Source organism: Alkalimonas delamerensis (genome assembly GCF_030717955.1).
Classification (GTDB): domain Bacteria; phylum Pseudomonadota; class Gammaproteobacteria; order Enterobacterales; family Alteromonadaceae; genus Alkalimonas; species Alkalimonas delamerensis.
Genome location: NZ_JAUZVY010000002.1, coordinates 765,630 through 780,412, shown reverse-complemented (window position 1 = coordinate 780,412; position 14,783 = coordinate 765,630). Strand labels below are relative to the sequence as shown.

Annotated in this window: 10 protein-coding genes; all 10 read left to right on the top strand. The window is 55.8% G+C overall.

Annotation, left to right across the window (positions count from 1 at the left end; all coding sequences use genetic code 11):
* Window positions 1–48: 48 nt before the first annotated feature.
* Complete coding sequence (locus Q3O59_RS08020) at window positions 49–1,062, top strand: NAD(P)H-dependent glycerol-3-phosphate dehydrogenase (protein WP_305945060.1); 1,014 nt, start codon at window positions 49–51, stop codon at window positions 1,060–1,062.
* Window positions 1,062–3,956, top strand: a complete 2,895-nt coding sequence (locus Q3O59_RS08015) for a glycosyltransferase (RefSeq protein WP_305945059.1) — start codon at window positions 1,062–1,064, stop codon at window positions 3,954–3,956. Before Q3O59_RS08020 ends, Q3O59_RS08015 begins: the two co-directional genes overlap by 1 nt.
* Window positions 3,953–5,308: an alginate O-acetyltransferase AlgX-related protein gene (locus Q3O59_RS08010; protein ID WP_305945058.1), complete on the top strand. Its 1,356-nt coding sequence runs from the start codon at window positions 3,953–3,955 to the stop codon at window positions 5,306–5,308. The genes Q3O59_RS08015 and Q3O59_RS08010 overlap by 4 nt, the downstream gene beginning before the upstream one ends.
* Window positions 5,298–7,457, top strand: a complete 2,160-nt coding sequence (locus Q3O59_RS08005; protein ID WP_305945057.1) for a glycosyltransferase family 2 protein — start codon at window positions 5,298–5,300, stop codon at window positions 7,455–7,457. The genes Q3O59_RS08010 and Q3O59_RS08005 overlap by 11 nt, the downstream gene beginning before the upstream one ends.
* A complete protein-coding gene (locus Q3O59_RS08000) occupies window positions 7,445–8,398 on the top strand; it encodes a glycosyltransferase family protein (protein WP_305945056.1) in 954 nt (317 codons plus the stop codon). Before Q3O59_RS08005 ends, Q3O59_RS08000 begins: the two co-directional genes overlap by 13 nt.
* Window positions 8,398–10,419 carry a capsule polysaccharide biogenesis protein gene (locus Q3O59_RS07995; protein ID WP_305945055.1) on the top strand — a complete coding sequence of 674 codons (2,022 nt, stop codon included), beginning with the start codon at window positions 8,398–8,400 and terminating at the stop codon, window positions 10,417–10,419. The genes Q3O59_RS08000 and Q3O59_RS07995 overlap by 1 nt, the downstream gene beginning before the upstream one ends.
* 11 nt (window positions 10,420–10,430) lie before the next feature.
* Entirely contained in the window at window positions 10,431–11,066 is a 636-nt protein-coding gene (locus Q3O59_RS07990; RefSeq protein WP_305945054.1) for a sugar transferase, read from the top strand.
* The gene (locus tag Q3O59_RS07985) at window positions 11,060–12,238 is read left to right on the top strand and encodes a DegT/DnrJ/EryC1/StrS family aminotransferase (protein ID WP_305945053.1); all 1,179 of its coding nucleotides are present in this window, start codon (window positions 11,060–11,062) and stop codon (window positions 12,236–12,238) included. Before Q3O59_RS07990 ends, Q3O59_RS07985 begins: the two co-directional genes overlap by 7 nt.
* Window positions 12,239–12,313: 75 nt before the next feature.
* The gene (locus tag Q3O59_RS07980; RefSeq protein ID WP_305945052.1) at window positions 12,314–14,284 is read left to right on the top strand and encodes a polysaccharide biosynthesis protein; all 1,971 of its coding nucleotides are present in this window, start codon (window positions 12,314–12,316) and stop codon (window positions 14,282–14,284) included.
* 113 nt (window positions 14,285–14,397) lie between these two features.
* A complete protein-coding gene (locus tag Q3O59_RS07975) occupies window positions 14,398–14,745 on the top strand; it encodes a hypothetical protein (protein ID WP_305945051.1) in 348 nt (115 codons plus the stop codon).
* The last annotated feature ends 38 nt before the right edge of the window (window positions 14,746–14,783 follow it).

Sequence of the window (14,783 nt, the reverse complement as noted above, 5' to 3'; positions counted from 1 at the left end):
CGGAAAACTTTGTTATGATGTAGAAAATAATTCGAAGCCGAGAGTGGAATGAGCGCACAGATTGCTGTTTTGGGAGGCGGGAGTTTTGGAACCGTCATTGCCAATATTATGGCAGAGAATGGTTGTCAGGTCCGGCTTTGGTTGCGTGATGCAGCGCGAGCCAAAGCCATTAATGAACACCATGAAAACAGCCGTTACCTACCAGGTTTCACTTTATCTTCCAACCTGATTGCCAATACCGATTTAGCGGCGGTTGTGTCCGGTGCTGAGGCGGTTTTTGTATCCATTCCAAGCAGCAGCTTTCGTCAGGTAGTCGCGCAGGCCAAAGATGTGCTGCGCCCGGAGCAGTTATTGATCAGCACCACCAAAGGGGTCGAAGCCGGTACTTTTGCCTTGATGAGCGATATTTTAACCGAGCTGTGCCCGGATAATCCGGTTGGTGTGCTCAGCGGCCCCAATCTGGCAAAAGAAATAGCGGCCGGCCACATTACCGCTTCGGTGATTGCCAGCAAAAATCATGTGCTGTGCCAACGGGTGCAACAAATCCTGTGCAGTAAAAGTTTTCGGGCTTATGCCAGTGACGATGTTTTTGGTGTTGAGCTGGGTGGCACTTTAAAGAATATTTATGCCATTGCCTCGGGTTTAAGTGCGGCTTTAGGGGTGGGCGAGAACACCAAGAGCATGCTGATGACCCGCAGCCTGGCTGAAATGAGCCGTTTTGCAGTGGCCGAGGGGGCAAACCCGATGACCTTTTTAGGGCTTTCGGGAATCGGTGATTTGATTGTCACTTGTTCGTCCTCGTTAAGCCGCAACTACCGGGTAGGTTTTGCCTTGGGGCAGGGGAAAACTCTGCAGCAAGCAGTCGAAGAGCTGGGCGAAGTGGCCGAAGGGGTCAATACCCTCAAGCAAGTGCGGCAGCAGGCGATTGAGAAAGATATCTACATGCCGTTGGCGATGGGCCTTTATGAAGTGGTGTTTAATCAGGCACCGGTAAAAGAGGTGATTGCCAGCATGATGAGCAATCAGCCCAATGTGGACGTCGAGTTTTCGGTTCCCCGTTAATGAAGGTCACTGAGAAACTGGCAGAGCTCTTTCAGCCAGAATGGTACCTGCAACAGAACCCGGATGTTGCCAAGGCCGGCATGGATCCCTGGCAGCATTTTAGCCGTTTTGGTTTTGCTGAAGGGCGCTTGCCTTGCAAGCTGCAAGCCGCAGCGCTGGAACAGATGCTGTGGTTTGAGCCCGAGCAGGCTGCCGAAAAACCGCTGCAGCAACTGGTACAGGGCGAGGATAGCAAAGAGCAGGCCTATGCCTGCTGGGCTTTGGCCCGCTGGCACGCCAGTTATGGGCGTTGGCAGGATGCACTGCCATTGCTGCAATGCTGGGTTGACAATGCCTGGCATCAGGCATTGCCGGGGCATCATGGCTGCTGGCTGTTGCTAAGCCGGGCCTTGCAGCAACAAGCACAGCAAGCCAAAGCTATGCAGTGCTTGCAGCAGGCGCTGCAGGTCTGCGGCGAGCTGCCGGATTTACTGCTGGCTCAAGCTTCTTTAGTGACCGGCGATGAAAAACGGACGCTTATCAACCGCATTTTTCAACAGGCCGGTCTGGTGGGCTTGCAAGACAGCAGCGAGCCCATGACGCTCGATAGCCTGTTGGCTGAGCCTGCGATTGCAAAACCTCCAACATCCTGGCGGCACAAGTGGTTGCCTTCGCCTTTGGTGTCGGTAATTGTGCCTTGCTTTAATGCGCAGCACACCATCGGTACTGCCCTTGGCAGTTTGCTGGCGCAAAGCTGGCCGCGGTTGGAGATCATCGTGGTGGATGATGCCTCCAGCGACGAGTCGGTAGCCGTGATCAAGCGCTGGGCGCAGCAGGATGCTCGGATTCGGCTGGTGCAACAGTCCGAAAACCAGGGGGCTTACGCGGCCCGCAATGCCGGTCTGGCGCTGGCCAAAGGCAGCTTCCTGACCACCCACGACAGCGACGATTGGTCCCATCCACAAAAAATTGAATACCAGCTGCAGGCCCTGCTGACGCAGCCCAAAGCTCAGGCATCGATATCGCATTGGGTGCGAACCAGTGCCGAGCTGGTGTTTGAGCGTTGGCGTCCCGAGCCAGGCTGGATTTACCGCAACACTTCGTCTTTGATGTTTCGGCGCAAAGTGTTTAAGCAGCTGGGCTTTTGGGACCGGGTTTCGGTCAATGCCGATACCGAGTACCTGGAGCGGTTGCTGGCAGCCTTTGGCCCCCGGGCCATCGTCGATGTGTTGCCCGGCATTCCGCTGTCCTTTGGCCGCAGCGACTCCGGCTCACTGACCCAGCAAAGCCGCACCCATCTTCGCACCCAGTTTGTCGGTGTGCGGCAGCGTTATCTGGCCGCAGCCCGGGCCTGGCATGCCAGTGCCCGCTGTGCCAAGGATCTAAAATTACCGCAGTTTCCAACCAGCTTTGCCTTTGCTGTACCGGCTCTGATGTGCCGTGGCACCAAGGCGCAGCGCGAAGCGCGGCAACTGGCACTGCTGCGGCAAAGCGCCTTATTCGATGCCAGTTGGTATGGCGGCAACTATGCCGATGTCACTGCTGCCGGGATGGATCCGGCGCTGCATTATTTGCGTTATGGCGGCCAGGAAAATCGCGATCCCGGCCCGGACTTTAGCAGCAGCGGCTACCGACTGCTGCAGCCGATAGCTGCCGATGCCAATCCGTTGCTGCATTATTTAGAAAGCATGGAGGAAAGCTTAGAAAGCACGGAAAAAAGCGCAGAGCTAGCCGCCGATTACGGCACAGTGCAGCAAACCGGGCAGTGCGAAGTTAAGCCGGATAAACCCTGGCTGATGCTGGTGGCCCATGCCGCCGGGCCTGAACTCTATGGCGCCGAGCGCAGCTTGCTCGATGTGCTGGACGCACTGCAGCAGCTTGGTTGCAATGTATTGCTGACCTTGCCGGGCAGTCGCTGCCCGGACTATTTCCAGCAGCTTGCTGCCCGGGTACAACAGCTGGCGGTGATGCCCTATGGCTGGTGGCACGACGGGCATCCCGAAAGCCCGCAGACCATTGCGCGCTTTGCGGCTTTGCTGAAGCAGTACCGGGTGCAGCTCTGTTACTGCAATACCCTGGTGCTGTCGGCACCGCTTTACGCCGCGCGCCAGCTGTTGGTGCCCACTGTGGTGCATGTGCGCGAGTTGCCGGAAGCCGACCCTGCGTTGTGTCAGCAGTTGGGAGCCGATGCCGGCCGGATCCGGCAGCATTTGCTGGCACTGGCCGATGGCTTTATTGCCAACTCGAAACGGACAGCCGCCTATCTGGATACGCCGGAGCGCACCCGGGTCGTGCCGAATGTGGTCGATACCGCACGTTTTGCTGCCATTGCACCCCGAGCGCAACAAACGCCGCTACGGCTGGGGATGCTGAGCAGCAATTTGCCGAAAAAAGGGCTGCAGGACTTTATCCGGTTAAGTCAGTTGCTGGCCGAGCAGGCACAGGATATCGAATGCTGGCTGTTTGGCCCGGACAACGATCATGTGGCGCAGTACCGGGCAGATCAGGCTGCCGGTCGGTTACCGCCGTCGCTGATTTTTGCTGGCTACAGCCCAAACCCTGAAGCGGCGTTGGCCGAGTTGGATATCGTGGTCAATCTGTCGCACTTTGAAGAGTCGTTCGGTCGTACCGTACTGGAAGCCATGGCGGCAAGGCGCTGCGTGATTGCGTATCAGTGGGGTGCCTTGCCTGAGCTGATTGAGCACAACCAAAGCGGTATCCTGGTGCCGCTGGGGCAGGTTGATGCTGTGGCTGCTCAGGTGGCTCGCTTGATCAAGCAGCCTGAATTGCGCCTGTTCATGCAACAAAAAGCGCAGCAACAGGTGCTGAACCGTTATCATAAATCGTGCCTGGTAAATGAAATGAAATCGTTTTTAGGTCAGGCGTTGCAGCTTTCAAACATGGAGTCGTTTTGAGCCGTTATCATTTAAAACTCACCCCCTTGCAGCAAGCCCGTAAGCTGGGTGTCCGGTGGTGTCTGGATTATCCGCTGGCCGAGCAGTTATTTGTTCTTGATGAAGAAAAAAACACCCTTTATGTACAAGGGTGGTTGTTGAGTCTTAAACCGGTACAGCGTATTCGGCTGGTTCTGTTGCAAGGTGAGCAGCGGCAATATTTTCCTTTGAACTGTGAACGGCCTGACGTGATTGAAGCCATCTTGAAGCAGCCTTCGGATGCTCATCCCCAACTCCGTTGTGGTTTTAAATTTACCACAGAGGTGCTTGTTGAGCAGCTGCGATTGGGGGTGGAGCTGGATGGAGAGCTCATTGAGTTGATGGCTATAGATGTGACAGGTGTATTCAAGGTACTTCGTGGCGCCGAGTCCTGGTTGTATCTGGACAATGACACCAACAAGAGTGTTGAGCAATATACCGGGAAGTTGTTGCTGGGGAAGGATCGCCTGCAAAGATGGCAGCGCTACCTGGGTGATTTACGTCGTTTTGAGACGCAAAATGGCATTCCAAGCCGGTTGTTGATTGCGCCGTCCAAAGAGATGGTTTACCCCCAGTTTTACCCGCACCAACGCGCTGCAGTGACACCGGTGGATCAAGTCTGTCAGTTGCCTGAAGCAGAACAGGTTTTGGTGTACCCGGAGCTTGCGCTGCAGCAATTAACCGAGCGCAGCTTTCGCATGTCCGATACCCACTGGAGTGCGCCTGGAGCGAAGGAGGCTTGTATGCAGCTGGCTTTGGCTTTGGGTGTGGATAAAGCGGCGTTAACCAAAAAATTTCAGCATGATTTGTATCGGGTTGCCAAGCGTTATGGTGACTTGGGGAAAAAAGTTTTTCCGCCCATGCCTGCTGAAGAGCAGATCTTAAAGTCCTTTAATCATCGCCGGCTGGTACGGTATGACAATGGTTTGCCTAATTTTGGACGGGTTGTTGTGACCACCAACCGCTTGGCTGTTTCTGGCGGGACTTTATTGTTGTTTGGCTCGTCTTCCAGTTATTCCATGATGGATTATTTAAGCCGGATTTTCCGACGGGTGGTCTTAGTGCACTGCGCTGGTAATCTTGATGCTGAGCTTATCGCGCAACTTAAACCGGATTATTTAGTCGCTCAAACCAATGCCCGCTTTGTGGTGATACCGCCGACATCGGAATCTTCTTTACGGCTGATTATGCGCGACAAATTAGCCAAGCTGGCTGTAGCTGAGCAACAGTCTTTACTGAGCAAAGCTGCCTTGATGAAGCAGAAAAGCTCTGAAACCCTTGTCAATGTGTTGCACCAGATCCTGGAGCAGGAGGTGTCTGCCAATGTCCGCTGAAAAAAGCTGGAGCATTCTCCATGCTGAACCGGATGCAGACAACAGCGGCTGGCATGGCGACTCAGCTTCCCGGGTGCAGCTGAGCATTCCAAATGGTGTTCGCTGGGTGGCGTTGGATGCTCAGTTGTTCATCGACCAGTTTGCACCTGGGGTGTTCTTTTGTTGCCAGACCCCGGATGGGCTTCACCGCTTTGCTGTGCCAATGTCGCTTGGTGGCAAGATTCTGGAAGTCTTGGCTGTACCAGAAGACAGCCAATCCTGTTGGTTAGAACTCCTGTCGGGCCCCGGCTTTTTTCAAATCCAGTCTTTGCAGCTGCGACCGCTCAACCTGCTGCAGAGTCGATGGCGCTTTATGCGACGAGGGCTCAGGCTCTGCCTGCAAGGGACGGCAGAAATGAAGCAGCATGCTGAGGTGAATCTATGGCGTGCTATCACTGCCAGTGAACAATGCTACCGAAGGATTGGTCAATTAAAAGCCTGTACCCCACCCATGCCTTATGCCGAGTGGCAACAACGTTTTGAGCAGTTAACTGCGAATCAGTTGCGGATGATAGAGCGGCGGTTGCCAGAACTGTTGGCCCGGCACGGTTTGCTCCTGCTGCTGCTGCAGCAGTCAACTACTGTGGCAGAGGATTGGCAGCGTAGCCTGCTCAGCATTGAGCAAAGCTTGGGGCTTTCTGCTGCTACGGCGAAGCTGACTTGTCTGCTGGTATCTGATGAGGCCACTCTGACTCCTCATTGTCGCTTACCCACGCAGCTGACCACGGTGGCGCAGGCACAGCAGCAGTTGGCTGAACTGCCTGATTCCCAGCCAGTGTTGTTGCTGCCGGCTGGTGTTGCTCTGGCGCCTGTGGCCTTGTGTTGGTGGTTGGAGGCATTCGATGCCGCTGCTGCCAGCTGGTGCTACAGCGATCATGACTTTCTGGACCAGCACGGCAAGCGCACTGAGCCACAGTTTAAGCCCGACTGGAGTCAGGAGCTGGCGCGCAGCAGCCATTACACCGGCGATACGCTGCTGGTGCAAGCTAAGGCTTTGCTGGCCTCCGGCTGGCTGCAGCCAGAGCTTGCGGTCACAGAGCTAAAAGTACAGCAATTGGTGCTGCAGTTGTCGGCGCTGTTGCCAAAGCCGCCGCTGCACCTTCCTGCGGTATTATGGCACCAGCCGCTTGCGCAGCGTCAGCTACCCTCGGCAGATATTCTAAGGCAGCAGTTGCAGCAGCAAGGCATTGCGGCCCGGGTTGAGACCAATGCCCACGGTTTGTTGGATATTCATTACCCGCTGCCAGAGCCGGCACCGCTGGTGTCGGTGGTGATCCCCACCCGCGATATGTTGCACTTGCTCAAGCCCTGCGTGGACAGCCTGTTGCATCGGACCGATTACCCGGCCATTGAGGTGCTGATTGTCGATAACCAAAGCGCAGAGCCTGCTACCCTGGCCTATTTTGACGAGCTGGCGCAGGAGCCTCGTGTCCGGGTGCTGCGCTACGACCACCCGTTTAATTACTCAGCCATCAACAACTTTGCGGTGCAGCAGGCGCGCGGAGAGCTGATCTGCCTGCTCAACAACGACACCGAAGTGATTCGGCCGGACTGGCTCTGCCAGATGGTGGGGCAGTTAACTCAGCCCGGTGTCGGCATTGTGGGTGCGCGTTTGCTGTTTGCCGATCAGCGGGTGCAGCATGCCGGGGATGCCATCGGCATTGGTGGCTGTGCCACCCATCTGCACTTTCGGTTGCCAGCCGATGCCCCGGGATACATGGGACGGGCCCTGGTGTCGCAGGATTTATCGGCCGTGACGGCGGCGTGCCTGTTAACCCCGAAAGACTTGTATCTGGAGCTTGGCGGTCTGAATGAAACCGATTTGACGGTGGCCTTTAACGATGTCGATTATTGCTTAAAAGCCGGTGAAGCAGGCTGGCGGGTGCTGTATACGCCGCTGGCACTGTTGTATCATTACGAGTCGGTGTCGCGCGGTAAAGACGACAATCCGGTAAAAAAACAGCGGGCGGCGAAAGAGGCGGCTTACATGCGAACACGGTGGGCCAGGCAGATGCAGGGCGACCCTTTTTACAATCCAAATTTAAATGGCACCGCAGCGGATTTTCGTTTAAGCGCTGCACCCCGAGTAAGGAAACCATGGCCACGGTAAAGCTCAGTCGTATTTTTGTGGTAGAAGAGCGTTCAAATCCTTCGACGGATTTTTTTGTCGCTCCTAAATTACAGCAGAGTGGGACTGAGGTCGAACACTGCAACTTGCAACAAACGCCCGAAATCGGAGCTGGTGAGCAGGTGGCGCTGGTTTTTGTGCGTTATGTCAGTAAGGCGTGGCAGCAATGGTTGCAGCAACATCGCTTGCAAGTGCATCGTCTGATCTACTTCATGGACGATGACTTGTTTGATTTAGCCGCTTTTCGCGGTTTGCCCTGGCGTTACCGCTACAAATTGGCCCGGCTTGCCTATAGCCGTCGCAAATGGCTGCAGCAAAATAAAGCGGAGCTATGGGTCTCTACGCCTTTTTTGCAAAGTAAGTACGCTTTCTGGCAGCCGAAATTGGTGCAAGCCTGTCTTCCATCGGTCCAACCAGCTCAATTGACCTTGTTTTATCATGGATCCGCTTCGCACCAGGCTGAGATCGAGTGGTTAAAGCCTGTCGTTGCCGGGGTGCTGGAAGAGGAGCCTGCAGTAAGTTTTGAGATTATTGGCAACAGTGAGATTAACTGGCTTTATCGCGGCTTACCCAGAGTGCATGTGCTGCATCCGATGAGCTGGCCGGCCTATCAGGCGCTGCTGGCTCGTGGTCAGCGGGATATCGGTTTGGCGCCACTGCTGGCGGGCCGCTTTAATCAGGCGCGCTCTTACACCAAGTTCTTTGACATTACCCGGGCCAGGGCGGTGGGCCTGTATTCGGAGGGCAGCATTTACCAGCAAGTGGTGCAGCATGACGACAACGGGCTGTTGTTGCCCAATGAGCCGCAGCGTTGGGCCGACGCCATAGTCGATTTGGTGCGTCAGCCCGAGCGGCGCCAACGTTTGCAGCAGCAAGCGGTGCAATCCTGTCAGCGGCTGGAAAACCCGGTGTGGGAGGAGTGATGGCAGCCCTCTGTCCTGAAACACTTGGCGCCAGCCATCGATTGCTGACCTTATCGCCGGTGTTGGCCAGCTTACCGGGTTTAACCGATTTTCTGCAGGGCGCTCAGGTACGTTATGCCGGCCGGTTTCGGCTTTTGAGTCCACAGAGCGATGCGGTTTTGGTCTGGGGTAAGAAACCGTCCGCGGTCAAAGGGGAGCGTTATGCCGCCCGTCATGCCTTACCGATTTTGCGGTTGGAGGATGGTTTTTTACGTTCGTTGGAGCTGGGGCTGCATGGCCCGCCTTACTCGGTGGTGCTGGATGACGAAGGCATCTACTACGATGCAGCGGCTCCGTCGCGGCTGGAGCGGCTTGTTCGCCAGCCGTTAACGGCGGCGCAGCATGCGCGTGCCGACGCTTTGCAGCAGGCCTGGCAGCAGGGGCGTGTCTCCAAGTACAACCACAACCGGGATTTGCCGGTTCTGCCAGCTGATCCTTTTGTGTTGGTGGTGGATCAAACCTTTGGCGATGCCTCCATCCGCTATGGCCAAGCCAGTGCCGACAGCTTTTGGCAGATGTTGCAGGCAGCGCTGGTGCGTTACCCTGAGCATCAGGTGGTATTGAAAGTTCACCCCGATGTGTTGACCGGTAAAAAGCAGGGCCATTTTGATGGGCTGGAGCAGCGCTTAACGCCGGCTCAGTCCCAGCGTGTGCAGCTGCTGGCCGACGATGCTCATCCGGCGTCTTTGCTGCAAGCGGCCAGTGCGGTCTTTTGTGTCACCTCGCAAATGGGGTTTGAAGCGCTGCTGTGGCAAAAACCAGTGCACACCTTTGGCATGCCCTTTTATGCCGGCTGGGGGCTGACCGAGGATGCGCTGCCGGCACCAGAGCGGCGGCAGCCGGTTTCGCTGCAGCAGCTCATTCACGCGGCGCTGATTGACTACCCCCGTTACCGGGATCCCGTCACCGAGCAGCCCTGTGAGGTCGAGACCTTGTTGGGCTGGCTGGCGTTGCAACGTCAGCAGCGTGAGCGCTTTCCACAGCGATTGCAGGCCTGGCGGATACCGCGCTGGAAAAAGCCGGTGCTCAAGCAGTTTCTGGCAGGCAGCCGGCTGGAGTTTATCCAGCAGCCATCAGAGCGCGACCCGGCCTTACCGCTGGCCGTGTGGGGGGTGAAGCAAGCGCAGCAGCACAGCGGGCCTTTGTTGCATATTGAAGATGGCTTTATTCGCTCGGTGGGCTTGGGAGCGGATTTGATTCGTCCGGCTTCCTGGGTGTTGGACTGCGAAGGCATCTATTACGATGCGACCCGGCCATCGGCACTGGAAAGCTTGCTGCAACAGCATGACTTTGCCCCCGAGCTGCTGGCAAGAGCCGAGCGCTTGATTGCACTCTTGCTGCAAAGCAAAGTGACCAAGTACAATCAGGGCCACAGCAGCTGGCAACGGCCTGCGGGGGCGAAGCGGGTTCTTCTGATTCCGGGCCAGGTCGAGTCCGATGCGTCCATTGAGCTGGGATCGCCGCAGTTAAAAACCAACCTGGCTTTGATTCAGGCGGTACGGCAGGCCAACCCGGACGCCTGGCTGGTCTACAAGCCGCACCCGGATGTGCAGGCCGGTTTGCGGGTAGCCGGCAGTGCCGAGCAGCAGGCCAGTCAGTACTGCAATGAGGTGGTGCTGGCAGAAGACATGGCGCACTTGTTGTCGCTGGTGGACGAAGTCCATACCCTGACCTCGCTCACCGGCTTTGAAGCCTTGCTGCGGCAGCGCAAAGTGGTGTGTTATGGCCAGCCATTTTATGCCGGTTGGGGTCTGACCGAGGATCGCTATCCTCATGCCCGCCGTGGTCGTTCGCGCAGTCTGGCGGAGTTGGTGGCAGCCACGCTGATTCTGTACCCCTGCTATCTGTGTCAGCGCACCAAGGCGTACGCCAGCCCGGAGCAGGTGATTTTGCAAATGCAGCAGCAACGTCAGCAGCAAGGCAGCCAAGCGCCCTGGTGGCGGCTCTGGCTGCGTAAGCTGATCGCATTGAACAAGTTTTAGGAGTTCTGCCCTTGACCTCTCGTCAGGCTGTCATAAAGCGTAGTTTGGATCTGTTATCGGCGGTGGTGTTGCTGCTGCTGTTTGGCTGGTTGCTGCTGCTGTGCTGGCTGATTGCCAGTATTGAAACCCGCAGCCAGGGGATCTTTGCCCAGCGTCGGATTGGCCGTTTTGGCCAGCCATTTTGGGTGTACAAAATCAAAACCATGCACGATGCCACTGGCGAGCGTAGCAGCATTACCGCCAGCTGCACTGGCGCCATCACCCGCAGTGGCCGGTTGTTCCGGCGTTTTAAGCTGGATGAGCTGCCGCAACTCTGGAATGTGCTGCGTGGCCAGATGAGCCTGGTTGGACCCAGGCCGGATGTGCCGGGCTATGCTGATTTGCTGCAAGGCGAGGCGCGTCTTATTTTGCAATTGCGACCGGGCATCACCGGGCCAGCCTCCATTAAGTACCGGCACGAAGAAACACTGTTGTCTGCCGTTCCCGATGCTCAAGCCTACAACGACAAAGTTATCTGGCCCGACAAAGTGCGGATCAATCTGGCCTATTACCGGCACTACAGCCTGGGCCTGGATCTGCTGTGCCTGGCCGCGACCCTGGTGCCCAGCCTGGCTGAGCGCCTGAACCGGAGATTTGAAGCATGCTAACTACCGAGCTGGCACCCTGGCCAAGTTTTACCGATGAAGAGGCGGATGCGGTGCGGCAAGTGCTGTTGTCAAACAAGGTCAATTACTGGACAGGTGAGCATGGCCGTTTGTTTGAGCAGGAGTTTGCTGCTTTTTGCGACTGCGATTATGCGGTGGCCGTTGCCAATGGCACCCTGGCACTGGATGCTGCCCTGCAAGCACTGGAGCTTGGCGCCGGTGATGAAGTCATCGTGCCGCCCCGTACCTTTATTGCGACGGTTTCTGCTGTGGTCAATGCCGGCGCGACCCCGGTTTTTGCCGATGTCGATTTGAACAGTCAGAACCTGAGTGCCGACACCATAGCCCCGATGATAGGTCCGAACACCAAGGCCATTGTGGTGGTGCATCTGGCGGGCATGCCTGCCGAGATGGATGCCATCATGGCGCTTGCCAATCAGCATGGTCTTTGGGTGATTGAGGATTGTGCTCAGGCGCATGGTGCCCGCTATCAGGGGCGTTCGGTCGGTTCTTTCGGTCATGTGGCTGCCTGGTCGTTTTGTCAGGATAAAATTATGACCACAGGGGGTGAGGGTGGTATGGTCACCACCAGGGATGAGGCACTGTGGCAACGGCTGTGGTCGTTGAAAGATCACGGCAAAAGTTTTGATGCGGTCTACCATCAGTCCCATCCACCCGGCTTTCGTTGGTTGCATCACAGTTTTGGGCACAACTGGCGGATGACCGAGATGCAAGCTGTGTTGGGACGCATCCAATTGCAGCGGATGCCTGAGTGGAGTGCGCGCCGGCGGCAACTGGCTGCTGAGCTGGACAAGGCCGTCGCCTCCTTGCCTTTGCTGCGGCAGGTTCAGGTGCCGGAGGACGCGATTCATGCTTGCTACAAGCATTATTTTTTTGTCCGGACTGAGCTGCTGGCCGAAGGCTGGAGCCGGGATCGTCTTTGCGACGCTTTAATGGCTGCCGGTGTGCCTTGTTATCAGGGCAGCTGCAGTGAGGTCTATCTGGAGCAGGCCTTTGCCAATACGCCATGGCGTCCGGCACAGCCGTTGCCCAATGCGCGTGAGTTGGGAGAAACCAGTTTAATGCTGTTGGTGCACCCAACCATCAGCGAGCAGCAAATCGAATTTTGTGCGCAGCAATTGGCGATTGTGGTGGCTCAGGCAAGCAAAACTTAATAAATACCAAGGAATGCGCTATACTGGTACAACTTTGACTGCTGTTTACGACCAGTCCCGTTAAGGAATTTTTTCATGTTAGCTTGGCTTTTATCTTTGCCACGGCCGGTTAAACGCGTCTTTTCGGTTATTGCCGATGTAGTTTTTCTTATTTTTGCAATGATTTCAGCTTACCTGCTGACGCAAAATGGCATTCGCGGCCATATCCCTGAAATTGCGTTAGCTTTTGCTATTTCAGTCCCTCTGACCTTAGTCACCTTTACCAAGCTGGGCCTGTACCGGGCGGTGATCCGCTACATCGGTCAGCACGCCTTCGGCGCTGTGCTGGCAGGCATTGTGGGTGGCGCCCTGGTGATCAGTGTCTTTTTTGGCTTGTTTGGGGTGGAAGATAAGGGCAATCTGATTTTTGTTTATGCGCTTCTGGCCATGTTGCTGTGTTCCGGCTCGCGTTTATTGGCCCGGATGTTTTTGGTGCAAATGAACAATGCGTTAAAAGAGCGGGTGCTAATTTACGGCGCTGGTTCCTCGGGCCGCCAACTGGCGCAGGCGCTGATCAATGGCGATCAGTACCATCCGATCCTTTTTGTCGACGACGATTCGACCCTGCAAAAATCGACCATTCTGGGGATGCCAGTGGGCAACCCGCAAAGCATAGCCTTATTGATTAAAACGCAAAATATTCAACGGGTTTTGCTGGCATTGCCATCGGCCAGCCGGGTGCGGCGTCGAGAGGTGCTGGATGCGCTGGAGTCGTTGCCGGTGCCAGTGCAGTCGGTGCCAGGTATGAATGAGTTGGTCAATGGCGATATGCGCATTGATGAACTGCAGGATGTCAAAATTGAAGACTTACTGGGGCGTGACCCGGAAGCGCCCAAACTGAAGTTGATGCACGCCAACATCCAAAGCAAAGTGGTGATGGTGACTGGTGCTGGTGGATCCATTGGTTCGGAGTTGTGTCGCCAAATCTTAAAAAATGAACCCAGCATGCTGGTGCTGTTTGAGTTGTCGGAGTTTGCCGCCTACAGCATTGAGCAGGAACTGCGGCTGTTGATTGAGCGTGACAAACTGGATGTTGAGCTGCGAACCATTTTAGGCACGGTGCAGGACCGGAAGCGATTGCAAACGGTGATGCAAAGTTTTGGCGTGCAAACCGTTTACCATGCCGCTGCTTACAAACATGTGCCTATGGTCGAGTTTAATGTGGTTGAAGGGGTGCGCAACAATGTGTTCGGCACCTGTTATGCGGCCGAGGCGGCCATTGCGGCTGGGATAGAAACTTTTGTGCTGATTTCCACCGACAAAGCGGTGCGGCCCACCAATGTGATGGGGGCCTCGAAGCGGGTGGCTGAATTGGTGCTGCAGGCCATTGCACAGCGTCCGAATGTCAACACCCGTTTTAGCATGGTGCGTTTTGGCAATGTGTTGGGTTCCTCCGGCTCTGTGGTGCCGCTGTTTCGCGAACAAATTCGCCGGGGTGGGCCGGTCACGGTCACGCACAAAGACATTATTCGTTACTTTATGACCATTACCGAGGCCGCGCAGCTGGTGATTCAGGCGGGTGCTATGGGCAAAGGCGGCGACGTTTTTGTGCTGGATATGGGCGAGCCGGTTCGGATTGATGATTTGGCACGCCGGATGATTCATCTGATGGGGTTGGAAATCAAAGATGCCCAGCATCCGCATGGCGATATTGAGATCCGCTACACCGGACTCCGGCCTGGCGAGAAACTCTTTGAGGAACTAATCATCGGGCACAATGTCCGAGAAACTGCGCATCCCCGGATTATGGCCGGCGATGAGGCCAGTTTGGAATGGCCACAGGTGGCCGCCTTACTGGCCAAGCTGGAGTCGTGCTGCGATCGCTTTGCCGTGGCCGAGCTGATTCAGTGCATGAAAGCGGCTCCAATAGATTTCAGCTACTCTGAGGTGCTCAGCGATTTGGTGCTGGCGGCGCAACGCGATGCCAGCAGTCAATCTGTCGGGGAAACCGCAGTTTCCAGGCTGGTCGTTGAGCCAAAAGTGTCTGTTAATCAATTGTCTGCCTGATGCAGCAATCGCTTTAAATTTACACCTTTATGGCTACGAAGTGCTTGCTGTTATTCAAGCTTTCAGGTAGGCTTAGAGGCTGAGAGTCTGTTAAGGGAAATAGAGGGATTTCTATGAAGAAAATTTTATTAGCCGCTGCTGTTGCCGCTCTGGTTTCAGGCACAGCTGCCGCGAATCAAGCCACTGGTGGCGGTTCTGATGGTGCTGAAGGACCTGTTGTAGCGCAAGGCGTTGCAGCCGGTGCCGTTGGCCTTCTGGTTGCTGGCTCTGTGATCAGCAACAGCCGTGGTTCTACTATCGTTCTCCCAGAAGGACCAGAAGAACCGGTAGTTGGTTGTGAAGGCGATGATGAGCTGAACGACGATGGCTTCTGTGTAGGCACAACCACCATTACTACTGGTACTGGTACCAACACTTACACCACTACGGCAACCTTTACTTACGCTCCCAGCGTACAGTAATCGATGCTTCTGAAAAAAAGCCGCCTGCTGGCGGCTTT

What these genes read in the sequence shown, in the direction of transcription:
- Q3O59_RS08020 (WP_305945060.1), top strand. Translation starts at nt 49, where the DNA reads ATGAGCGCACAGATTGCTGTTTTGGGAGGCGGGAGTTTTGGAACCGTC.
- Q3O59_RS08015 (WP_305945059.1), top strand. Translation starts at nt 1,062, where the DNA reads ATGAAGGTCACTGAGAAACTGGCAGAGCTCTTTCAGCCAGAATGGTAC.
- Q3O59_RS08005 (WP_305945057.1), top strand. Translation starts at nt 5,298, where the DNA reads ATGTCCGCTGAAAAAAGCTGGAGCATTCTCCATGCTGAACCGGATGCA.
- Q3O59_RS08000 (WP_305945056.1), top strand. Translation starts at nt 7,445, where the DNA reads ATGGCCACGGTAAAGCTCAGTCGTATTTTTGTGGTAGAAGAGCGTTCA.
- Q3O59_RS07995 (WP_305945055.1), top strand. Translation starts at nt 8,398, where the DNA reads ATGGCAGCCCTCTGTCCTGAAACACTTGGCGCCAGCCATCGATTGCTG.
- Q3O59_RS07985 (WP_305945053.1), top strand. Translation starts at nt 11,060, where the DNA reads ATGCTAACTACCGAGCTGGCACCCTGGCCAAGTTTTACCGATGAAGAG.
- Q3O59_RS07980 (WP_305945052.1), top strand. Translation starts at nt 12,314, where the DNA reads ATGTTAGCTTGGCTTTTATCTTTGCCACGGCCGGTTAAACGCGTCTTT.
- Q3O59_RS07975 (WP_305945051.1), top strand. Translation starts at nt 14,398, where the DNA reads ATGAAGAAAATTTTATTAGCCGCTGCTGTTGCCGCTCTGGTTTCAGGC.